15 protein-coding genes are annotated in these 22,601 nt (G+C 47.6%); 1 reads left to right on the top strand and 14 read right to left on the bottom strand.

All coding sequences use genetic code 11. From position 1 onward, the window contains the following. Positions 1-65: 65 nt before the first annotated feature. The 7 genes from NIA71_RS15365 to NIA71_RS15335 all read right to left on the bottom strand — a co-directional run bounded on the left by NIA71_RS15365 (position 66) and on the right by NIA71_RS15335 (position 13,383). Positions 66-3,662, bottom strand: a complete 3,597-nt coding sequence (locus NIA71_RS15365; protein WP_253020879.1) for a response regulator — start codon at positions 3,660-3,662, stop codon at positions 66-68. After that, positions 3,659-6,256 (bottom strand): EAL domain-containing protein, encoded by a 2,598-nt coding sequence (locus tag NIA71_RS15360; protein ID WP_148397458.1) that lies wholly within the window; start codon positions 6,254-6,256, stop codon positions 3,659-3,661. Before NIA71_RS15360 ends, NIA71_RS15365 begins: the two co-directional genes overlap by 4 nt. Before the next feature lie 594 nt (positions 6,257-6,850). After that, positions 6,851-7,735 carry a DUF5688 family protein gene (locus NIA71_RS15355; protein WP_227755494.1) on the bottom strand — a complete coding sequence of 295 codons (885 nt, stop codon included), beginning with the start codon at positions 7,733-7,735 and terminating at the stop codon, positions 6,851-6,853. A gap of 182 nt (positions 7,736-7,917) precedes the next feature. Then, complete coding sequence (locus NIA71_RS15350; protein WP_253020878.1) at positions 7,918-10,506, bottom strand: InlB B-repeat-containing protein; 2,589 nt, start codon at positions 10,504-10,506, stop codon at positions 7,918-7,920. Between the two features lie 314 nt (positions 10,507-10,820). Beyond that, the gene (locus tag NIA71_RS15345; protein ID WP_253020877.1) at positions 10,821-11,606 is read right to left on the bottom strand and encodes a hypothetical protein; all 786 of its coding nucleotides are present in this window, start codon (positions 11,604-11,606) and stop codon (positions 10,821-10,823) included. Positions 11,607-11,635: 29 nt separating this feature from the next. Beyond that, positions 11,636-11,914, bottom strand: a complete 279-nt coding sequence (locus tag NIA71_RS15340) for a TIGR04076 family protein (RefSeq protein WP_367177897.1) — start codon at positions 11,912-11,914, stop codon at positions 11,636-11,638. 83 nt (positions 11,915-11,997) lie between these two features. Then, complete coding sequence (locus NIA71_RS15335; protein WP_253020876.1) at positions 11,998-13,383, bottom strand: PLP-dependent aminotransferase family protein; 1,386 nt, start codon at positions 13,381-13,383, stop codon at positions 11,998-12,000. A gap of 124 nt (positions 13,384-13,507) precedes the next feature. Here NIA71_RS15335 and NIA71_RS15330 point away from each other — a divergent pair, with 124 nt between their 5' ends. Then, positions 13,508-13,987 (top strand): pyridoxamine 5'-phosphate oxidase family protein, encoded by a 480-nt coding sequence (locus NIA71_RS15330; protein ID WP_227755499.1) that lies wholly within the window; start codon positions 13,508-13,510, stop codon positions 13,985-13,987. 317 nt (positions 13,988-14,304) lie between these two features. Here NIA71_RS15330 and NIA71_RS15325 read toward each other — a convergent pair whose 3' ends face one another. From NIA71_RS15325 to NIA71_RS15295, 7 genes are all read right to left on the bottom strand, one after another. Continuing rightward, the gene (locus tag NIA71_RS15325) at positions 14,305-15,555 is read right to left on the bottom strand and encodes an adenosylhomocysteinase (RefSeq protein ID WP_253020875.1); all 1,251 of its coding nucleotides are present in this window, start codon (positions 15,553-15,555) and stop codon (positions 14,305-14,307) included. Positions 15,556-15,559: 4 nt separating this feature from the next. Next, positions 15,560-17,392 (bottom strand): glutamine--fructose-6-phosphate transaminase (isomerizing), encoded by a 1,833-nt coding sequence (gene glmS / locus NIA71_RS15320; protein WP_253020874.1) that lies wholly within the window; start codon positions 17,390-17,392, stop codon positions 15,560-15,562. 12 nt (positions 17,393-17,404) lie between these two features. Further along, a complete protein-coding gene (gene glmM / locus NIA71_RS15315) occupies positions 17,405-18,754 on the bottom strand; it encodes a phosphoglucosamine mutase (RefSeq protein ID WP_148397467.1) in 1,350 nt (449 codons plus the stop codon). 44 nt (positions 18,755-18,798) lie between these two features. After that, positions 18,799-20,001, bottom strand: a complete 1,203-nt coding sequence (locus NIA71_RS15310) for a YbbR-like domain-containing protein (protein WP_253020873.1) — start codon at positions 19,999-20,001, stop codon at positions 18,799-18,801. Next, positions 19,988-20,845, bottom strand: coding sequence for a diadenylate cyclase CdaA (cdaA, locus tag NIA71_RS15305; protein ID WP_148397469.1), 858 nt, complete (start codon positions 20,843-20,845; stop codon positions 19,988-19,990). Before cdaA ends, NIA71_RS15310 begins: the two co-directional genes overlap by 14 nt. Before the next feature lie 150 nt (positions 20,846-20,995). Beyond that, positions 20,996-21,523, bottom strand: a complete 528-nt coding sequence (gene hpf, locus NIA71_RS15300) for a ribosome hibernation-promoting factor, HPF/YfiA family (RefSeq protein WP_227755502.1) — start codon at positions 21,521-21,523, stop codon at positions 20,996-20,998. A 321-nt stretch (positions 21,524-21,844) separates the two neighbouring features. Beyond that, the gene (locus NIA71_RS15295; protein ID WP_227755503.1) at positions 21,845-22,585 is read right to left on the bottom strand and encodes a ComF family protein; all 741 of its coding nucleotides are present in this window, start codon (positions 22,583-22,585) and stop codon (positions 21,845-21,847) included. Positions 22,586-22,601 lie beyond the last annotated feature (16 nt).

The following is a 22,601-nucleotide window of genomic DNA, read 5'->3' as shown; positions in this document are numbered from 1 at the left end:
AAGCCTGGCGCCCTGCTTATAAATAGTAGGCACCAGGCTTTTATATTAATCTATTTTTCAACCGCTTAGTCTTCCTCTTGTTCAAAAATAAAGGTATACAAGGTTTGATAAAGTCTCTGCGGATCAATCGGTTTTGCAAGATGTGCGTTCATGCCGGCCGCCTTGCTCTTTTCAATATCGTCATCAAAGGCATTGGCGGTCATGGCGATAATAGGAACACTCTCTGCATCCGAATTGCTGAGGTGCCGAATATTGACTGTTGCTGACAGCCCGTCCATCAATGGCATGCGGATATCCATCAGGATCGCGCTGTAATATCCAGGCTCCGATTTGCTGAACATCTCCATAGCCCGCAGACCATTCTCCGCGGCTTCTACCTGAAATCCTTTGCTTTCCAGCAGCATAACCGCTACTTCCGTATTAATGGCATTGTCTTCAGCCAGCAAGATACGCTTTCCGGAAAAATCGTAATCAAAATCCTCTTTTTTCTGCTCCCGTTCCTCTTTCTCTCCCATTGCTTTGGAAAAAGCAGAAACCAGCGATGATTTGAACATCGGCTTACTCATAAGCAAATTGACACCTGCTAATTTTGCTTCATGCTCGATCGATCCCCAATCATATGCCGTTATGATAATGATCGTCACCTCCGGACCTACGATCTGACGAATACGCCTTGCAGTTTCAATCCCGTCCATTTCAGGCATCTTCCAATCGATCAAGATCATATCGTAATATTTTCCAGAGCTCCACAGCTCCTTGACCCGGTCGATGGCCTTGCGACCGCTATCTACCCACTCAGCCTTAACGCCCATTTCATGTAGCGTAACCACAGCGCTTTCGCATACTGCCACATCATCATCTACTACAAGTGTTTTTAAGTGAGAGAAATTATAATTTTGCTTTTTCTGATGGTTGTGCAGCTTTTCATCTTCCTTCAGCCCCAGCTTGACGTCAACTGTAAACTCGGTTCCAATGCCTTTGATGGAGCGAACAGCAATATTTCCATCCATCATATCGACGATGTTTTTGCTGATTGCAAGTCCCAATCCGGTGCCGCCGTATACGGCCGTCGTACCTGTTGATTCTTGAGAAAAGGGTTCAAAAAGGTGAGGCAGAAATTCTTCACTCATGCCAACGCCCGTATCATTAACAATAAAACGAAGAACGGCATCGTTTTTTGTTCGCTTCCGCTGTGAAACGGACAATGACACTTTTCCCCCATCTCTTGTAAACTTAATGGCATTACTCAGGATATTAATGATAACCTGCTGCAGCTTCATAGCATCGCCAATATAATAATCATCCAGAACCGGATCGATAATACATTCATATTCTACGCCTTTGGATGCTGCCTGAGAATAGCAGATGGAATTGATGCCTCCAAGGAATTCTTCTGTTGGGATTTCCTCATTTTTCAACAGCATCTTACCGCTCTCAATGCGGCTCATATCCAGTATATCGTTGATTAATGATAGCAAGAACCTGGAAGAAATACCGATTTTGGAAATACATTCAGCCACCCGGTCGTCATTACCAATTGCCTGGGCTGCTATGGTGCTCATTCCAATAATCGCATTCATCGGCGTACGAATTTCATGACTCATACGGGACAGAAAATCCGTTTTAGCCGCATTGGCTTGTTCTGCAGCCACCAGTGCTGAAGCCAATTCTTCCTTCTGACGCTGTTCCTGCTGTACAATATCGGTCAAGTCCGTCCTAGCTGCACAAACACGTTTCAGCTCTTTGCTGATATAGAAAATCTGAAATCGCTTTATACGGGGATGCTTTTCATTTTCATCGAGAAATTCAGTAACAAAGCTGTAAGAATCCTGCTGTTCAAGCTGTTCTTCCATATATCGATACTCCAGGTTGTCCAAATAGATTTCTCTCGATGGACGATCCATCAATTTATCTGCAGCGATGCGAATTTCTTTTTGGAACTTTCCCTGCGAAGGGATTCTGCACGCCTCACTGCCAGGCAGGGAAATAACACGGTATGTATCCTGTGCAATATCAATTTCCATGATATTATCGTAATCAAGGTCGGCAATGCGTGTCAACAGCTGTTCTTGCAGCTTTTGCTCCGTAATATCCAGGGTATAGAAGAACATGATGATATCTCCGCTCTCCGGATTGAGGCAGGTACGGAGCCTTGTACTGCCCCAGAAAATACTATCATCGTTTCGCCTTCGCAGATAATCGAATTGATAATCCACCTTGCCGGCTGCATAGTCCGCCAGCACGCTCTCTTTCGCCAGCGTACCGGCCATCTTTAGCCCGTACGTCTCATCCACTGCTGAATGGGATAGACTTCTTACGATATCCTCATAGGAATCGCCGATTTTGGCTACAGCCACATCCGATGTAGATAGATAGGACTCCACCCTATCCTGCGTGACATTAACCGTTCCCTGAATACTACCGTCATCGGATGCCAAGGAGGCAAAATAGGCCAGTTCTTGCTCATAGAGTTCTCGAACCCTCTGCTGCAGCTGTTTTTCCTCCGTGATATCCACAAAAACACAATAGAAGTATGGTTCGCCGTCTTCCTCCACAAACATCTGCGCTTTCACCGAAACCCACTTTACAGCGCTATCTTTGCAGCACAAGCGATTCTCCACCTGAATACTGCTGCCGTTTTTAAGCTGCTCTCTTAGGTTTTTTTCCAACATTTTAAAGTCATTGGGATGAATGACCCGAGACATTTGATTACCCATATCCGCAAACTCTTCGCGTGAATAACCTAAAAACTCGAACAGCCCGTCATTTGCATCAATAATGGATAGTTCTTTGTCATACCGGCATCTGAACACAGCGCCGGGAATGTTGTTATAAAGATGCATGACTTCTTCCTGCGCCTGTTTCTGTGCATTGATATCAATACAAACAGAAGAAATGGCGGCTCTTCCATCCTCTGCAATCGTAGACCTTCCCAGATCGTGGACCCAGATATAGGAGCCGTCCTTCTTTTTCATACGGTATTCAACCACATATTCCGTTCCATGCTTTAGCTGTTCAGCCACAGCCTCACCGACCCGATTCCGGTCATGGGGATGTATACAGTTAGAAATCATTCCGCCGATATCAGTGACAAAGTCTTCTTGACTTTCATACCCCAAATAATCCAGCATCTTTTGGTTGATGTAATAAAAGGGGAACCCCTCTTCTATGTATCCGCCCATCATGCCTCCCGGTACCGAATCATTGAGCAAGGCTTGCCGCTGCCGTGCGATCGTCTCCATTACCAGGGTTTGTGGATAATGTTCGCCTCCCTTTTGACTGCTCCCCGGCTCGGCAGCATAAAAGCTGCAAATCTTCCAGGCCCCTTGACCGTCCTGCAGCAAGGAAGAAAAGATGTGCAGTTTCCAAGAATACATAGAGTTCTTAAGGGTCATCTCCATAGATAAATTGCAAATGCCTTCTCCCAGACGCTGTTCAACGATATTTGCCAGTTCGCAGGAAAAAGGTTCTTTCATCTCGAGGATATCCTGGCGGATGTATTCTGTCATGGAAGATTTTCCCTGCGCATGCTCATTGCTGCTGGTTCCGACAAAGTTTATATCTTCTGTCAAAAAGGACACTGCGCCTACAGCATCTCGCTGCTCAAACCATTCGCTGCAGAACCTGTTTATCGTTTCTATCGCCGTATTGTTATGTTTCATTTTTGAGGCCCCTTCCATAGGCAGCATCCTCCCTTATTTTTTCCCTTGGCATTGTATAAAGCTTCATCAGCACGGTTAATCCATTCTGTAATTGATTGGCCCATACAATCACAGATCGCCACTCCCCCAGAACAGGCTGTGGGAGATTGCTCCTTAAAATAATTTTTTTGTAGGGCCCGGCATATTTCTTCACCCTTTTTTATTGCTGTTTTCTGTGAACCAAGCCTTTTCATAATAACAACAAATTCATCTCCTCCAAAACGAGATAGGAGATCCGTTTCTCTCGTATGCATACGCAGAACATTGCTGAATTCCTTCAGCATTCGATCGCCTTCCGCATGTCCAAAAGTATCGTTGATCTCTTTTAAATTATCCAAGTCAAAGAGAAAAACAGCAAATGGCAGGTCCTCTTTTTTCAACGACTCCGCAGCAGTATCCAAACCTCGACGGTTTAGAAGCTGGGTCAAGTAATCCCGATATGCATCTTCTTGAAGTATTTGCTGCTGCCTGCGGAATGAAGCAGCACCGCTGGCGCGAGTAACCCGTCTGCGCAGGCTTTTTAGCGTATGGGGCTTGAAGGCAAAATCGTCGGCTCCCATCTGCAAGGCCTGCTCCTCCATTTGTTCATCCGGCGGAGCGGTGACAATCACAGAAATGTCCCAAAGCGCCTTTTCCTTTTGCAGCATTTTCAAAAGCGTAAAGCCGCTTTCCCCTCCCAGCGTCAGGCTCAGAATCACAACCGTCAGCCTATCTTGATTGCTCATGATGGCAGAAATCGCCGAATCGGCCTCTCCAGCTTCCAAAACCTGATATTTATCCTCAAACGTTCTGCGGACTTGGTCCCGATATTCCTTCTGTTCATCGATCACAAGAAGTATCTGGGAATGGGTTTCATCCTTGTGATTCCTGCCCCCATCCCTGCTCATAACAGCCAGCTGCCCGCTCTTCAGCAGATTTTCGAATTCGATGGCGGGCATAGGCTTTGCGAGGTAATAGCCTTGCACATAATCACAGCCCAATTCATTGAGGCGCTCCAACTGTTCTTTGGTTTCCACTCCCTCTGCCACAACTTTAAGGTCCATCCAGCGGGCAAGGCCCATAATAAACCGCAGCACCCCTTCATCAGCAGGTTTTGCGGTCTCGTTGCGAATAAATTTCATATCGAGCTTTAAAACATCCAGAGGCATCTCATTGAGCATATTCAAGGAGGAATATCCAGTTCCAAAGTCATCCATTTCAATAATAAATCCCCGCTGGCGCAAATTATTAACTGTGTCGATGATCTGTTCCTGATTCTCCGTATAAGCGCTTTCCGTAATTTCCAGGTGCAGAAGCGACGGAGAAAGCTGGTACTTTTCAATAAACCCGACTAGAATATCACAAAGATCCGCCTGATAAATATCGGCCCTGGACACATTTACAGACACCGGAACCTGTGGATAGCCCTGATCGATCCACCTCTTCAGAATTGCGCAGGACCTTTCCCAAACAAACTGATCCAGCTTTGTGATAAATCCGTTCTTTTCAAATAGTGGAATAAATTCGGCCGGCGATAAAAACCCCCATTGAGGATGATTCCAGCGTACTAGCGCTTCGGCTCCGGCCAGACACCCACCTTCAGCCGTATATTTGGGCTGAAGATAGACCAAAAATTGTTCTTCGGCAAGAGCTGCTTCCATACTATCGGTGATCGCCTGCTCGCGAAGCAGCTGGTTTCTCAAGTTTTCGTCATAGACGGCAAAATGCTTCCCATACTGCCCTTTGATGCTGTGAGCCGCAAGAAACGCTCGATCGCACATCTGCTCCACAGAAATTGACCGATCTTTAATGGCATAAATACCCCATTTGAGCACGACGCTCTTTGTATTAGACAATACGTTAAGCTGTTCTTCGTTGCGTACGAACAGATCATCCGTATAATCGCTGCGTCGTTCCATAAGGCACACAAACTGATCTGCGTTAAAGCGCCCGCAAATACCGTCTTCTCCTACAAGATTGGTATACATGTCCGCTACTCTGCAGAGAAGCAGATCGCCGGTGGGAACGCCGAAAATATCGTTGATCAGTTTGAAGTTTTCAATATCGGAACAGACAATATCATATTCCTGGTCCGGATGCTTTAAAAGGCTTTCATTAACCCTCTGGTAAAAGAATTCTTTACTGTTGAGGCCAGTCAGCTGATCATATTGAAATTGGTTGATCATTGCGGCGGTCTCCCTCAAATGTATGATACTGGCGACTCGATGCAAAATAACCTGCGGATTATATGGCTTAGGCACATAGTCGGAAGCGCCGTGGGCCAGAGCCGAAACTTCATCAGATTCGCTGTCGCTCTGGGTGGTTACGATCACGGGAATTGCAGAAAGCGAAGGATCAGCCTTTGCTATGGTAAGGAAGGTATATCCATCCATCACCGGCATAATGATGTCCAGCAGAATCAGGGCTATCTCTTCAGCATGTTCCTGTAAAATCGCTAGTGCCTCTTCTCCGTTGGCGGCTTCTAAGACCACATACTTATCATCCAGAATTTGGCATAGCATGGTTCTGTTAATGTCATTATCTTCTACAATCAGAATTTGTTTTTGCGGCATCATTGTGTTCTTCCTCTCGCCTGAAAGCTCTTTAACTCTTGTTTTTAAGCATATACGGTTATATTATACCTTACGAGGGCCGGCCGCGCAACCGAACTCCGACCTTGCGGCAGGTGGTTGTTTTGACTCCTTGCGTATTGATTTTTTCCTCTCATCTTCGCTAATTAGAGAGCTTTGTCGACACGAATTAGACCTCAGGATTGCAAGGCAATTACAGTATATCCTATTTTCTTCCAAACCACAAACAAAATAGGAGACAAATCCCTATGAGTATTGGTATTTTTCTGCTTTTAATCGGGGGCTCTTTGAATACGGCCCATCAGGCTTCAGGCAGATACCTATACAGCACACAACAAAAAAGAAAAGGCCGCACCCCGAAGGATGCGGCCTTTTTCCTGTTATGCACTATACTAGTTATAGCAATTACAGAAGATAATCACTAACAGTAAGAAGAAAAATAATAAGCTAGTATCGATACCTTCTCCGTTGAGAAGTCCACAGTTGTTACCCATTTAATTCACCTACTTTTCTAATTTTTAACTTCAATATAGACTATGGCTCAGGACCCGAAAATGTTACTTATCCTTCAAAATTTTCTTACGGCAGCTCTGTTCTTTCTTCTTGTGGTGAGTAGGAGGCTGCCAGCTGAAAGGTCCCCTGTTTTTGGTCGTACTGGTAAATTGAATTGGATAGGATTTCGAAATCCTGGGTACAGACCCGGTTGCCTTCCTCCAGCAGGCTCACCAGTTTTTGCAGATTTCCTTTTTCTTTGGGAACGGCCATAATTTCGTGGATCGAGCTGGGGATTAGATAAAAGTCTCCGCCGATCTTCTCAGCCAGCATCTGGACAGCCTCTCGGTACATCATTGTTGTAGCGCCATGCAGTTTGGATTCATTAGTCATCACATAGAGCATATCTGACAGCTTGAAAATTTCCACTGGGAACAGTCGTGCTGTATTCTCGTAAGCAGCTTGATCTAGTTCTTCCCGGCTCAATCCCATTTCTTGCATAATGCTGTTGTTGATCATTACCGTTGCCATCCCCTGTTCCTCTTTGCCCATAATGATACGGTAAATGACGGATAAGTCCATCACTTCTCTGTGAGGGACCGTCTTAAGCAACTCCTGATTTCTGCGGGTATTGATTAGATTCATAACAATAAAATCCTTTCGCTTACTCAAATCCAAATCCAGTTCTTCAGTAGAAAAGCGGGCCGTATAGTGGATAATCAGCGCTGCCATCTTGCAGAGAACCCGATCCAAGTCCTGACACTCTTGGAATAGCTCATACATCTCGTCCATATAAATATTCGGCATGGCAGCGATGTCCGCTGTGCGCTCCGGTCTTACGATCAAAGTATCCTTTTTCTGGTTAATCTTGCAAACGGTACGAATCTCTACCCGATTATTCATAAATCCGGGAGGCAAGAAATCCTTAATGCGTTCTGTAATAACTTCTTTAAATAATTCATAATCCATCATAATTTAACCCCTTTGTTTTATGGAAATAATTTACATTAACAGAATAGCACTCAATTTCGAATTTGTCAATATTTTACATTTAAAACCAACCTAACTTTTCGCCAAACAAAGCTAAAAATTATTGCAAAAAAAGAGATCACCTTTCCCTTTCGGAAAATTTGATCTCTGTCAGTATTCATTCTTTAACTTTTCTTATGACGTCTGATGAACAAGATACTGGCTGCTATCGCAGCTAACAGCATGGTGACGAACCATCCTGTCAGGCTGGTATCATCTCCGGTCTTTACAGCCTGAGCTGGAGTATTTTTTTCATCCTGACTGGAAGATCCGGCCTGTGGGCCGTTCTGATTTCCATTGCTGCCGGCTGCCGCCTCTTCGTCCTTTACCCATTTAGCATACAAGGTAAACGGTGAATCAACAAGGGTATTGAAATCATAAGTTAACCGATAATTTTTATCTGTATACCATCCAGCAAAGGTGAAGCCTTTGCGCACAGGGTCTTCCGGTCTGGTAATGGCCGAATGGAACCTGACCGTTTGGGGCTGGACCGGCGTGCCTCCCATAGTGTCAAAGTTTACGGTCACCGTCTCTGACGTGAGCAGCGCATAGGTTGAAAATTTATCGGTAGACATCCAAATAGTGCCCGTTTCCCGATTGATCTGATCGGTAGGAAGGATCTCCGGAACTCCATTGTGTATGCGCACGATACGGACGCTCTGATCCTTAATCAGCGAGGGATCAACTTGGATTGCAAACTCCAGCGGTGTATGAACGCTGGTGAGTTGAATGTTGTCCTCGGTGGTCTCTATACTGTTTTCTGCTTTTCGAACGACTTTCATCACTACCGAAAAATCCAGGTAAGCCGCTGCCTTTTCATCACCGGATGCAAGAGAGTGAATCAGGTCCTTTTCATTAGCTGTCACATTATTGTCATCCAGTTTGTTCGCATAAATGGTGATGGTAACACGCACCTCATCTTTGGAGGTTATATCTTTCAGCAGCTCCCGAATCTTAGCTGCGTCCTCTTCCGAGATTCCCTGGGGTGTTTTTCCTTCCAGAATGGCTTTTACTGCTTCCTTGGCATCCTTTGCAGCGGCGTCTGCCGTACTCTGTGAAACGCTTGCCGGATCGCCTTGTGACACGTCGGGTTTATTTATGGTAACTTCTGGTTCAAACGTGTATGGAACCACGGTTCCCGGAAGGTTCTTATCATCCAGCTTATACTGCATGTACTTTGCTTCGTCATAATACTTTGTATCCAGTATCGTATTATAAGTTCCGCCGGTTATAAAATCCTCATAATTTTCGCTGTATACCGACGCGGCATCTGCGGCCGTGCCAGTCTTATTGAAGGTGCCGCCGGTTATACTCAGCTTCACATCCTTGAAATTTTCCTGCAAATTGGGATTGTACTCATAAAGCGCCTTGCTGCCTTCGATGGTGCCGCCGGAGATGGTTACATGAATGGGTAATTTTGTTACATGCTGAACCACTGCGATTCCTGCGCCCTGTGTGGTAATGCCATTGTCATTGTTCTGATATTGAAAGGCATCGCTGCCCGTTACCTTGCCGCCGTTCATGTTCAGTGTGCCGCTTCGAATCTCCACACCTGTCTTTCCGGTGATTTGGCCGCCTTCGATCTTGAGGACGCCGAAGTGGGGCTGATAAATGGCCGCAGCCTTCTCCGATGAAACCACTGCCGGCTCTTTAATTGTAATCTCTGTTTTGTTGTCAAGGTTATTGTCGGTGCCATTGCCGGAAATGGCGAAGGTTTCCGTGCTTTTAACAGTACCTTCCACCTTGATTACAGCATTTTTCTCTGCTACGATCCCAAATTTAGCGCCGCCGTCAATTACCGCATCGCTGGCTATGGTGACATCGGCGTTACCCACTTTGATTAAGTTCTTAGTTGTGGCACCGGCTTTCACCGTACCATTTTTAATGACTGCATTTTTGCCGGAGAATGTGATAGCAGTCGCTTTACCAGTCCATGTGTGCCCGTTCAAATCAACGACCGCATTGTCTCCGGATATGGTTTGATTGGCTTCCACATCCTTTAAAAGAGTCAGTGTTTCACCGCTTGCCGGCGCTATATTGCTGCTGTTGTCACAATAAGTGGTCCTGCCCTCCGCAGTCGTAATCTTAGCAATCGCCTTATCTTCTGTATTGGACCAGTAGTAATTACTCCATCTGAAAAGCTTCTTATTCTCTGGAACCGATAGGGTTCCTTTCAAAGTACCCTTTTCTTTTTCCTTATCTTGAGGTGCAATATAGACACAGCCTTTCGAACTATACGTTCCGCCTTCAAGTAGAACCTTTCCCCCGCTCTGCACATCCAGCACACAACCCCAAAAGATATCAAAACGGTTGCACGCCGCTGAAACGGTCAAAATTTTACCATTGGGAACGGTCAGCGTCGCACCTTTATAGCCCTGTCCATTATCTCTTCCATACACGGCCAATTTTACATTTTCCGGAACCGTTACATCTTCTGTCAGCGTATAATTTTCGCGCACATAGACGAGTTTTGTACTTTCACTATTATCTTTGGCCGCAGCCAGCGCCTCTTTCAAAGAATTATAAGTTCCCAACTTATTTTCTTCTTTGTGGTTGCCTGTCACATATGCGTTCCATACCTCAATCGGCCCATCCGCCACTTTCGCTGCAGGCTTGGCTACCGTTTCTGCGAATACAGCGGAATTCATCGATAAGGCCAAAATCAGGGCCATTACCCATGCCAGGGTTCTTTTTACTGCCGTGGTTCTCTTCATTTCTCTCTCCTCCAAAACTCTGCATGAAACCTATGACTCTGCTTTTCGCTCGCCATCGCGCTTTTATCTACAGGATGTTTTGTATGTTTTCCATTAGTTACACATACTAATTGCTGCATGTAACTATACCTTGCAAGCCATGTCGCAGCAAGATTTACTATTTTCTTCCTTGCGGCAACGCCGTACTTGATGGGGAAAATAGTATACCATATTGGCAGCTTTTTAACAAGATTAAGGGAGTTTTTACCAGAACAAGGCAACTAAAAAGCCGGCCCACAGACACAAGCAGACTGCATGCCGGCATTTTTATCAGTTTAATAAAAGAAACATTTTCCACAGACCTCCGGTGAAGGAATGTATTCATCGATGGTCTTGCAGTGAGCCTGGCAGAGCTTCCGATCAATCCCCTTTTCAGTGATTGCCCCGGCCGGGCAGGCCTGAATCATCTCCTGGCTGCAGGATACGCCTTTTGCTTCCTGGTAGCAATATTGGCGCTGAATTTCCTGATAGGTCGCCTCCAGCTGATCCGAATCCAGAACTTCGAATTCTTCCGCGTAGCACCCGTCCGTTATAATCGAACCAAATCGGCCGGCAAACCCGTTTTCCGTTTGGAATGACCCGGCAGGCCCGAATTCTCCCATTCCGGCGGCATAAGCCACCAGCTTGTGAGACCACTCTTCTCTGCATAGATCTTCGTCCCAATCCGTAGGCGTATTGGTGCATGAGGACAGTCTGCCCACTCCATCCAGTACTTCACGGATAACCCCGTTCAAACGCATGGACAGCCACATGGAATCGTTGAAAGCAGTCAGCCACGCTTGGGAAGGCTCCTTCCCTCCACGGTTGCTTTCGGTGATTTCCGGCGCATAGGGGACAAAATGAACGACAGCCGTGTTCCCGGGCCGGTAAATCTTCTTTGGATGGTCGCAGATGTTTCTTGAAAAGTACATATCGAAAATGGGATTTCTCGTGTCCGCATAGCCTACGAGAGGTTCCCCGAATTTGGTCTTAATATCCTCTCTTTCCTGAAACTCCTTCATAGCTGTTTTCACAGCCTCCAATATCTTTTCTTTTATATCCATTCCAAATTTCGCGCTCATAATCGCTCCTCTCCGGGCCGCATCGCCCTCTATTCCTTGATTCTTTCTATTTTAAAAACGTTGATAACTCTTGCATCCGGGCAGCAAAACAGGCATTCGTCCTCGTTTTCCTCGCCGGGAACGGTCCCGCCGTATCGTAAAATGTCGATATACGGAAACGCCGTGTGGAGCATCATTGGGCACATTTTATCCCGGTCCTGATCAAAGTCAAAGGAATCTCCGATCCCATGCCCGTAATGACATGGGCCCTTTTCTTTTTTATCCACCATCGTAATTTTTATCTTCGGTCTTCCCGCCAATTGACTCACCTCTCTTTCGGGACTTTTGCTTCTACCACTTTATCTCATCTTTGGCCTGTTTAAAAGTGTCAATTTTTATGTATTTTCTGGGGTCAATTTTTCAAGGCCCGGAGGATCCGCTCTGCTGCGTCCCGGATGTCCTCCTGTCTGATGCCGCCGAACCCGGCCATAATCAGGTTCCGCTTGCAGCCCAGGGCAAAATATTTGTCCATCGAATAGACTTTGACGCCCTGCCGCTCAATGCGCACCATCATTTCCTCACCAGTGAGCCGCCGTGACTCGACAATCAGATGGAGGCCCGCGCCTTTTCCCAGCAGGCGAAAATCTGGCCCCAGGCCCTTTTCTAGCTCTGACACCAGGATATCGTGTTTTCGCTTATTGGCGAGGCATATTTTTCGTACATGCCGCTCCCAGCTGCCTTCGGCCATGAAAATCCGAAGGGCGTCCTGCACGGTGGCGGAAACGGTGTTGTGGTATTGGGAAAACCACATATCATATCGGTTTTTCAGCTCCGCAGGCAGTACCATGTAAGCCAGGCGCAGGGAAGGGGCCATGGCCTTTGATGTGCTGCCCAGATAGATCACCTTGCCGCAAGGGTCCAGACCCTGCATGGAGGGGATGGATCTGGCACTATAGCGGAAAATGCTGTCGTAATCGTCTTCAATTATATAAAATCCGCCTTTCTGGGCCATTTGGATCAGCTCCATTCTGGTCTGTATAGGCATCACTGCGCCCAGGGGAAATTGATGAGACGGCGTCACGTATACCGCGTCAATCCTTTCTTCTTTTAGCAGTTCCAAGTCAATGCCGTTCCTTCCCACCTGAACTGGAACAGGCTCTACCTGGTGGTTTTCCAGGACCGCTCGCACGCCATCATATCCCGGTTCCTCAATGGCGCACCTTTTTGGCTTCACCAGCTGAACCAGTATGCTGAGCAGCTGCTGGGTTCCGCCGCCGATGATGATCTGCTGGGGACCGCAGGTTACGCCCCGGGCCCGTTCCAAATAGTCGGCCAAATAAGTTCTCAGTTCCAGGTCACCGCAGGAATCCCCATAAGCGGCCAGCTTGTTTCCACACTCGCACAGGGCCTGGTCCATCGCTTTTCTCCATTTTCCCAAAGGAAACTCGTCCATGTGGCAGTTGCCGTATCTCATGTCATAGCGATAGCTGCGCCCGGCGCTCCTCGCTCTATGGTATTCCTGCATTCTCTTTGTCACGGCTTCTTTATCGATCAGGGAAGCGTCCACGTGCTTGACGTAATAACCGCTCCCCCTTTTGTTTTTCAGATAACCTTCTGAGCAGAGCTGGAGATATGCCAGCTCCACTGTGTTGCGGCTCACCCCGAGATTTTCCGCCTGGGTTCTGATGGCTGAAAGCCGGTGGCCTTCTTCCAATTCTCCGGAAATGATTTCTTCCCGAATATGCTGATAAATTTGCGTGTACAAAGGTATTTTACTTGCTCTGTCCAGAATAATCATGATTACCTCCAAAATTGTAACCTATAAGTTTATTATAATTGGCCCTTTCTCCTAGTGCAATTTGTTTTATAATAAATGCATGACATTCGGTATCGAGATCACTGTAATAGAAAGGATAGAAACCATGAGTAGAGAAATGTACAAGAAAGAAAGACAGATCGCGGATGAGACGGTAAAGGAAATGCTGCTGAGCTGTAAAGAAGGAACTCTGGCGGTAAACGGCGATGACGGCTACCCATACTGCATACCAATGAATTTTGTGTATACAAAGGATGCCATCTATATGCACAGCGCCAAGTACGGGTATAAAATCGATGCGCTCAACGCTGATAAAAAAGTCTGCTTTTCCGTAATTGTGCGTTCTGAAGTTGCACCGGAATTATTCACCACCCGCTACGAGAGCATCGTGGCCTGCGGCGACATGGAATTTGTTGAAGACGACAGCGAAAGACGCATGGTCATGGAAACGTTCATCGATCGCTTCTCCCCGGACTTCCACGAAGGCGGCATGAAGTTTATCAAGGGAGCCCTGGGAAAAACAGCTGTACTTAAATTGAACATTAAGGATATAAAGGGCAAGGCTTTCCGTTCTGATAAGTGGTAAGCAGCGCCGAAAAGCCGATTCGACTTAATCATTCTTCTAACCGGCGCAGCCGTAGCCCCCGGAAAACTTCTGTGAAACTATGCATTTTTTTCGCAAAGTTGTGGGTTTACGGGGCCTGATTTGGTGAACAGGCAGGGTTTTCGGCTACAAGGTCGATTCACAAGGCTACAGCCGTTGGAAATTGCGTAAATTTCAAAAATTTTTCCTTATATTTTCCCTCAACTGCTCTTCCACTAAGAAACAGCTGCGCCCACCAAGCGCACCGCACAAAAAAGGCAGCGTACCGCCACCAGTCCGCTGCCTTTTTCAATTGTCTATCAAACCTGCCAGCTGTTGAGATACTGCTCCTGCTCCGAAGTCAGGGCATCGATTTCGATCCCCCAGCATTCCAGCTTTCTTCTGGCAATTTTATCGTCGATCTCAGCCGACACATCGATCACTTTCTTTTCCAGATTGGAGTGATTTTCTTTGATGTACATGGCGGAAAGCGCCTGCACCGCAAAGCTCAGATCCATGATTTCCGCCGGATGTCCGTCCGCGGCGGCGATGTTGACCAGCTTTCCTTCTGCGATGACGTTAATCCACTTCCCGCTGTCAATGCGGTAGCCCATGATGTTTTTGCGGGTTTCCACTTTGTCAGAAGCGGCTTTCTCCAGGCCCTCCATGTCGATCTCCACGTTAAAATGTCCGGCGTTGGCCAGGATCGCCCGATCCTTCATCTTCCTCATATGGTCCACCGTGATCGTATGCTTGCATCCGGTGGCGGTCACAAAAAGATCCCCCAGCGGAGCCGCCTGATCCATCTTCATCACGTCGAATCCATCCATTCTGGCTTCAATGGCTTTGACCGGATCGATCTCGGTGATGATCACCTTTGCCCCCAGCGCCGAAGCCCGCATGGCGATTCCCCTGCTGCACCAGCCGTAGCCTACGACGACCACCGTTTTGCTGGCAACAATCAGGTTGGTATTGCGCATGATGCTGTCCCATACCGACTGGCCCGTGCCATAGCGGTTGTCAAAGAGATGCTTGCACTGGGCGTCGTTGACAGCAACCATGGGGAACTTGAGAATGCCTTCTCTTTCCATGGCCTGCAGACGAATGACGCCGGTCGTCGTTTCTTCGCAGCCTCCCCAGACCTCTTTTGCCAGATCCGGCCGCTTGTTGTGGAGCAGCCCCACCAGATCCCCGCCGTCATCGATGATAATATTGGGTTTCTGCTCCAGGCACATTTCGATATGCCGCCCGTATTCCTGGTCCGTGGCTCCGTGATATGCGTAGACCTTCAGGCCTGAATCCACCAGAGCCGCGGCCACATCATCCTGGGTGGACAGCGAATTGCTGCCGGTTATGGACATCTGGGCGCCGCCGGCGGCAAGTACCAGACATAAATAAGCGGTCTTGGCTTCCAAGTGGACCGACAAGCTAATTTTTACGCCGTCAAAGGGCTTTGTTTTACGAAATTCTTCCTCCAGCCCGGACAGCAGCGGCATATTGTTTCTCACCCACTCGATTTTCTGATGACCCGATGGAGCCAGGGTGATATCTCTTATCTGATTGTTTTCCATACGATTACTCCACTGTTACAGATTTCGCCAGATTCTTCGGCTTATCGATGTTGCAGCCTCTAAATTTGGCCACAAAGTAGGCAAACAACTGGAGCGGAACCACTGACAACAGAGGAGTAACTTCATCCATACAATCGGGAATATAGATCACTTCCGTGGATTGTTTCTCAATCTCCCTGTTTCCTTCCTTGGCAACGCCTACCACATTGGCCCCTCTTGCCTTGATTTCCTGAATATTGGAAAGCATCTTCTCAAAGAGGAAATCCTGGGTAGCCAGAGCGAATACCAAAGTATCTTCTTCGATCAGAGCGATGGTTCCATGCTTCAGCTCTCCTGCCGCAATGGCAAAGGAGTTAATATAGGAGATTTCCTTCAGCTTCAGCGAGCCTTCATAGGACACGCCCGAATCCACGCCTCTGCCGATGAAAAAGACCTGCTCTTTTCTGCAATACTTCTTGGCAACGGCTTCAATTTCTTTTTCCTTTTTCAGCAGGTCCTCAAGCTTATCCGGGATCTGCTTCAGCTCTTCAATGAAGCGGGCATAATAGTCCTTGTCGATCACGCCTTTGGTGTGGCCCATGTACAGGGCCAGCAAATACATACACATCAGCTGGGTCGTATAAGCCTTGGTGGATGCCACCGCGATTTCGGGCCCGGCCCAGGTATAAAAGACATCGTCCGATTCTCTGGCAACGGAGCTTCCCACCACGTTAACCACGGATAGGATTCTGGCACCCTTCCGTTTTGCTTCCCGAAGGGCTGCCAGCGTATCCAGCGTTTCACCGGACTGGCTGATGGCAATGAACAAAGTCTTATCATCCACAAAAGGATCGCGATAGCGGAATTCAGAGGCAATGTCCACTTCCACCGGTATGCGGGCCATCTTTTCAATGGCCGCTTTTCCCACCAGACCGGCGTGGTAAGCCGTTCCGCAGGCCACGATATAAACCTTGTTGAAGTTTTCAATATCTTCCTTAGTCATGGAGATGCCGTCCAGATTGATGGTATCGTCTTCGTTGAGCCTTCTGGTCAGCGTCTCATACAAGCCTTTGGGCTGCTCATGGATTTCCTTCATCATGAAATGCTCGTAGCCGTCCATTTCAGCTGCGTCCGCATCCCAGGTGACATGAAAGACATCCCGCTTTACAACCTTCTGGTTTTCGTCGTAGATTTTAATCTCGTCTTTTGTTAAAACGATGGTTTCGTTGTTCTCAATCAAATAAATTTTTCTCACGTACTTGAGCAGAGCCGGAATATCGGAAGCAATAAAATTGCAGCCTTCGCCGATACCCGCTACCATGGGCGCATCTTTTCTAACCGCGACGATCTTGTCGGGTTCCGCGGCAGCGATCACGCCGATGGCGTAAGCGCCTCTCATCTGTTCCACCGCTCGGTTCACCGCTTGATGCAGATCGCCGTCATAATAAATGCCGATAAGATGGGCGATCACTTCCGTATCCGTATCGGACTTGAATTTGACGCCGTATTCATCGATGAGCCATTCCCGCAGCTCTACAAAATTTTCAATGATGCCGTTATGTACAACGGTTATCGTGTTGTCGCTGTTGCTGTGGGGATGGGCGTTCACATCCGACGGAGCGCCGTGGGTAGCCCATCTTGTATGGCCGATTCCAACTGAACTGTCATAGTCGGGGTCTCCGATGATCTTTTCCAAATTGGCGATTTCCCCCACATGTTTGCGGGTTTCCACCTTCCCATCTCTGCAAAGGGCGATTCCCGCCGAGTCATATCCTCTGTATTCCAGGCGTTTGAGCCCTTCAATGATTACTTCCTTGGCATTATTCTCAGTGCCTACATATCCTACAATACCGCACATACCTGTTACCTCCTAACCAAACCTCTTTGTCAATAGCTTCGCCAGATCGTGGGCCAGTTCCGTGATATGATCCACATCCTGCCCCTCCAGCATTACGCGAACCAGCGGCTCTGTTCCCGAAGGACGGATCAGCACCCTGCCGCTGCCTTCCATCTCTGCTTCAACCTTTTTAATGGCTTCGCAAATCTCAGGATCGCTCTTATATTTTGATTTATTTTCGTTTTTTACCTTGGCGTTTTTGAGCACCTGGGGATAGATTTCGATTTCATCCGACAGCTGGGACGCCTTCTTGCCCGAAGCCAGTACAGCCTTTACCAGCTGCAGGGACGACAGAATTCCGTCTCCTGTGGTGGAGTGATCGAGGAAAATAATATGTCCCGACTGTTCACCGCCAATCACGCATCCGGTTTGAATCATGCTTTCCAGCACGTACCGGTCGCCAACGCCGGTTACATCCACCTTGCATCCGAGGGATTCAATATACTTGTGAAAACCGATGTTGCTCATGACCGTTGCCGTGACCTTGTTATCCTTCAGCTGGCCTGCGTCTTTCAGCATCTTGGTGCAGATGCAGATCACCTTATCTCCGTCGATGACCCGGCCCTTTTCGTCAATGGCAATGAGACGGTCCGCATCACCGTCATAAGCCAGGCCCATGAAAGCTCCTTGTTTTATAACTTCCTTCTGCAGCTTTTCCGGATGGGTGGATCCGCATCCGGCATTGATGTTGAGACCGTCCGGCTCATTGCCGATCACCGTCACATCAGCGCCCAAATCCCCGTACACCATCTCCGCCACTTTGTAGGACGCTCCGTTGGCACAGTCCAGTACCAATTTCAATCCATCCAGCCGGCGATCAATGGTGCCGGTCAGATAACGGGCGTAAATCGCCGCCGCGTCATCATCCGCTTCCAGGCATCTTCCCAGCTTATCGCCGGTGATATGGCTGTTGACATCAATATCTCGGAGGATGATATCCTCGATCTCATCCTCAATTTCATCGTCCAGCTTAAAGCCTTCGCTGTTGAAAAATTTAATTCCATTGTACTCAAAGGGGTTGTGGGACGCAGAGATAACCACGCCCACATCGGCCCGGTAATGTTTCACAAGATATGCTACGGCCGGGGTCGGCAGCACGCCGACTTTGATCACGTTGCCACCCACCGCGAGAATTCCCGCACTGAGCGCATCCTCCAGCATATCGCCGGAAATTCTGGTATCTTTTCCGATCAGGACAACCGGCTTCCCTTTTTTCTTGCTGAGCACGTGGGCTCCGGCCTTACCCAGCTTGAAAGCCAGTTCCGGCGTCAGCTCCGCATTGGCTACGCCCCTCACTCCGTCGGTTCCAAAAAGTCTTCCCATCTTATAATCTCCTTATCTTGATCTCTTTCATCGAACACACGCTTTTAGTTCTGCCCGTTGATCGTAATTTCTACTTTCTCCGGGTTTATTTTCAAACTATTAAATTCTTTATCAGAAGTTACCTTAACGGCCACCGTATGGTTGCCTGCCTTGAGCCCCTTCAGGTCTACCTCCAGTTTAAAATCCGAAGCCTCCAGGTCTTTCAGCATCTCTTCGCTTCCGGTAACGGTAGCTTTGACCTCAGCCGTATTAATATATGCGTTAAAACCATCTTCCACGTTTTTGATCTCGCTGTTTTTCGTTGACAGCGTAATCGTCTTTGTGGACAGTCCCTTGATCTTGATTTTCACACCAATGCCCTTTGATTCATCCGCCAATTCTACGCCCTGAGGCAGATTAGGATGGATTTTCAAGGTGGTGCTGGCCTTGACCTTGCTGATATTCACCGGATCGGCGGTAACGCTGGTGATGTCCTCCACAGCGCTCTTTGGACCGCGGATTGAAATCTCGTCAGGTACGGAAAGATCGGTCATCTCATAGGAACTGGGAACCGCTCCCTTAATTTCCACTTTCAGCGGCACCGTCTTTGTATAAAACAAGGTCGCCTGCACTTCCACCGATTCGGCAGATAAGGACACGTCATAAACCGGTTCATGATTCCCATCCACCGCTACCGGCACTGCGCTGAAGCTCTGCTCGTCGTCGGTAATCTCAGAAGCTTTTACCTCTGCCTGCACAGCCTTTACTGAATTTACAACGGATTTGGCGCCTTTGACTTCGATTTCCGTTGGGCTGACACTCACATTTCCCGGCTCCGTGCCTGATGGAGTCTTGCCGGTAAACTTAACACTGATCTGTTTGTATACAGAAACTAATTCCTCCAAGATTACCTTAATCTTAGGGGTTTTGATCTGTCCCAGGGAAACGTTATCCGGCAGCTGCACGGAAACCGGCACATAATTTTCGCCCTCTTCATATCCGAACACATCTGCGGTGGCTTTAATCTTCTCCTTATCCAAGCTGTTCAAGTCGGCTCGTTTTCCCTCCACGACCACATCCACGGAAAAATTGGCTCCGCCCTGGATCGCCAGATCCCTTTGATCCAAAGTGTCCACATTGAGAAGCTCCACTGGAATGTTTTCAAAGGTTTGGGAAGTTGTTGGGTTAATCTCGCCCATGACATAAAACCACAGAAAAATCGCAATTAATAGAGAAAGAATTTTTAAGATGGTATTATTTTTCAGCATTGTTCTTCCTCCTTATCTTTTTAAAGAAATCCGGGAAGAAGTTCTTTTTATCGCCGATGTCTCCGTTATTGAGATACAGATTCAATAAGGTCTTTTCCACAGTTTTGGTGTCCAGGAACCGGGAGAGCTTTCCGTTGACAGCCATAGAAATGATTCCGGTTTCCTCGGATACGATCAATGTCACCGCGTCCGAATGTTCGGTGATTCCGATTCCCGCCCTATGGCGAGTGCCCAGCTCCTTGCCGATCGTCTTGTTCTGCGACAGAGGAAGAACGCAGCCGGCGGCAAAAATTCGGTCGCCTCGTATAATCACCGCTCCATCGTGAAGAGGTGATCCTTCATAAAATATGTTTCCTAAAAGTTCAGCGGATATCTCCGCATCGATTACGGTTCCCGATTCCGCTATATCGGTAAGGGCGGTCTCTCGTTCCAGGACAATTAATGCGCCCACTCGTTCTTTAGAAAATGACTCGATGGCACGGATGAATTCAGTGGTGACATGCTTTGCCCGATCCTTATCCAACTGTCCAAATCCTCCGGGGCGTACCAGCTTTGTCCGCCCTAGGTATTCCAATCCCCTCCTCAGCTCCGGCTGGAATACGATGACCAGAGCAACAAGTCCCAGGGTCATCGTTCCTTTGAGAATCCAGTTGAGGGTATAGAAATTGAGCTGGTCAGATAAAAAAGTCGCAATAACTAAAATAAGCAGACCTTTTACCAACTGCTCTGCTCTTGTTTCCCGTATGAATCCTAAAATTTTATAAATGATAAACGCAACGATCAGGATATCGATGATATCGGTAATACCAACACCTGATACAACGTTTCTGAAAAAATCCTGCATTTGCTATCCCCTTATGCTTTATCTCATATATTGTACAGAACTTCATTCCTTTTTTCAATAGATCAGCCTAAGTTTTCTCCCTATTACAAAAACAAAGCGCCGGATTTGGTCCGGCGCTTAAATTTTTTCGGGTGGTAAAGCCCACAAGGTCTAGTATGCGGTTTCTAAAAGTCCATAATCGTTATCGTTTCTCTTGTAAACGACGCCTACGCTGTCCGTCTCCATGTTGAGAAAAACAAAGAAATTGTGTTCCAAAAGTTCCATCTGCACGACGGCTTCATCGACAGTCATCGGCACCAGATCGAATCTCTTCTTTCTGACAACCTGAATTTCTTCCTGTTCTTCTTCAGTTTCCGGAAGCTCAGCGAACGCAAGGTCCTTGTGATCTTTATATTTTCTCTGCAGCTTTGTCTTGAATTTGGACATCTGGCGAGATAATTTTTCTACGACGCGATCAACGCCTTCGTAAGGATCCTCTGCCAGGACTTCTGCCCGGAAGATGGTTCCCTTTGTATTTATGGTAGCCTCAACTTTATACTTTCCTTTCTCCCTCAGGGTCATAACATTTGCAGTAATTTCGTTTGAAAAGTATTTGTCCAGTTTTGCGAACTTCTTTTCAATAGTCTCTTTTAACTTTTCACTGGCATTATAGTTCTTACTGTTGATAACTATCTTCATACCCTTAACCTCCTTGCCGCGATACAGCTGATGCCGCATCCGCTTATTAGTGTAAACATATTATAGCAATAAATACAAATTTATTCAATGAATTTGCATGAGAATGTAAGAAAAAGAGCGCAGTCTGTGCCGGCTGCTCAGCTGACCTGGTCTTTGCCCCCACACTTGCCTTTACCTGACTTTGTCAGAGGACTTACTTCTAAGCTACGCCATGATCACTGCCGCCTTGCGGATCAGCTTACGTGGGACCTTTTGCCCGTAGCTGGCATGGCCTTTCAACCACAGGCCTGAGCAGCCGGCGCAAACTGCGCCTTGTATTTTTTATTGTTTAGGCGCTTTGTTTGCCCCGCAGGCGAAGGAAAGCACATGAATTTCCTTTGCGCCCGCCTCGCGCAGCACCCTGCTACATGCATCCATCGTACTCCCTGTAGTATAAATATCATCCACCAGTAAAATCCTGCGGTCTTCCAGCTTATAATGATTCCCCGGCGCTGCAGCAAAGGCTCCTTCCAGATTCTGCTGCCGCTCAAATGCGCCCAAACCCTTCATGGGCAATGTCCGGCGACGGCGAATCAGCAGATTGGGCACGCAGGGCGTCCCCATGCGCCAAGCCAGACGGGAAGCCATTACCGCTGCCTGGTTGAAACCCCTCTGGGCCTGTTTTTTCCCATACATGGGCACAGGCGCGATCAGGTCGAAGTCTTCTTCTTCCAGGCGCATTCGGTCGTAGAGTACATCGCCCAGCTTGCGGCCGATATAGGATTTCCCCCTGTACTTATAATCCAGCAGCACACCACGTTCATAGAGGCCGTACTGGACGCAGGTGTATCCCCGGTCAAAATCGTGGCCGTACGTCCTGCAGTCCCAGCATAAATCGCGGTGATAGCTTTCCTCAAGTATTTTTCCGCATTTTCTGCAGGTCTTTTTTCCCAGCCAGTGAAATTTCTCTATGCACTCGTCACAAAGGGCGTACGGCCGGGTCTTGTCGATGATGCTGCCGCAAGAAATGCAATAAATATTGGACGGATACAAAAGTTCCAATCCTGTTTCAATAATCCCCATAAATCCCCCTTTTATC

Source organism: Ihubacter massiliensis (assembly GCF_024125305.1).
GTDB classification, from domain to species: Bacteria; Bacillota; Clostridia; order Peptostreptococcales; family Anaerovoracaceae; genus Hominibacterium; species Hominibacterium faecale.
Note: the sequence above shows the minus strand (reverse complement) of the source record. Positions and strands in the feature narration are given on the sequence as shown.

What these genes read in the sequence shown, in the direction of transcription:
- glmS (WP_253020874.1), bottom strand. Translation starts at nt 17,392, where the DNA reads ATGTGCGGTATTGTAGGATATGTAGGCACTGAGAATAATGCCAAGGAA.
- NIA71_RS15355 (WP_227755494.1), bottom strand. Translation starts at nt 7,735, where the DNA reads ATGATGGATTATGAATTATTTAAAGAAGTTATTACAGAACGCATTAAG.
- NIA71_RS15295 (WP_227755503.1), bottom strand. Translation starts at nt 22,585, where the DNA reads ATGGGGATTATTGAAACAGGATTGGAACTTTTGTATCCGTCCAATATT.
- cdaA (WP_148397469.1), bottom strand. Translation starts at nt 20,845, where the DNA reads ATGCAGGATTTTTTCAGAAACGTTGTATCAGGTGTTGGTATTACCGAT.
- NIA71_RS15350 (WP_253020878.1), bottom strand. Translation starts at nt 10,506, where the DNA reads ATGAAGAGAACCACGGCAGTAAAAAGAACCCTGGCATGGGTAATGGCC.
- NIA71_RS15365 (WP_253020879.1), bottom strand. Translation starts at nt 3,662, where the DNA reads ATGAAACATAACAATACGGCGATAGAAACGATAAACAGGTTCTGCAGC.
- NIA71_RS15330 (WP_227755499.1), top strand. Translation starts at nt 13,508, where the DNA reads ATGAGTAGAGAAATGTACAAGAAAGAAAGACAGATCGCGGATGAGACG.
- hpf (WP_227755502.1), bottom strand. Translation starts at nt 21,523, where the DNA reads ATGAAGATAGTTATCAACAGTAAGAACTATAATGCCAGTGAAAAGTTA.
- NIA71_RS15325 (WP_253020875.1), bottom strand. Translation starts at nt 15,555, where the DNA reads ATGGAAAACAATCAGATAAGAGATATCACCCTGGCTCCATCGGGTCAT.
- glmM (WP_148397467.1), bottom strand. Translation starts at nt 18,754, where the DNA reads ATGGGAAGACTTTTTGGAACCGACGGAGTGAGGGGCGTAGCCAATGCG.
- NIA71_RS15310 (WP_253020873.1), bottom strand. Translation starts at nt 20,001, where the DNA reads ATGCTGAAAAATAATACCATCTTAAAAATTCTTTCTCTATTAATTGCG.
- NIA71_RS15360 (WP_148397458.1), bottom strand. Translation starts at nt 6,256, where the DNA reads ATGATGCCGCAAAAACAAATTCTGATTGTAGAAGATAATGACATTAAC.
- NIA71_RS15345 (WP_253020877.1), bottom strand. Translation starts at nt 11,606, where the DNA reads ATGAGCGCGAAATTTGGAATGGATATAAAAGAAAAGATATTGGAGGCT.
- NIA71_RS15335 (WP_253020876.1), bottom strand. Translation starts at nt 13,383, where the DNA reads ATGATTATTCTGGACAGAGCAAGTAAAATACCTTTGTACACGCAAATT.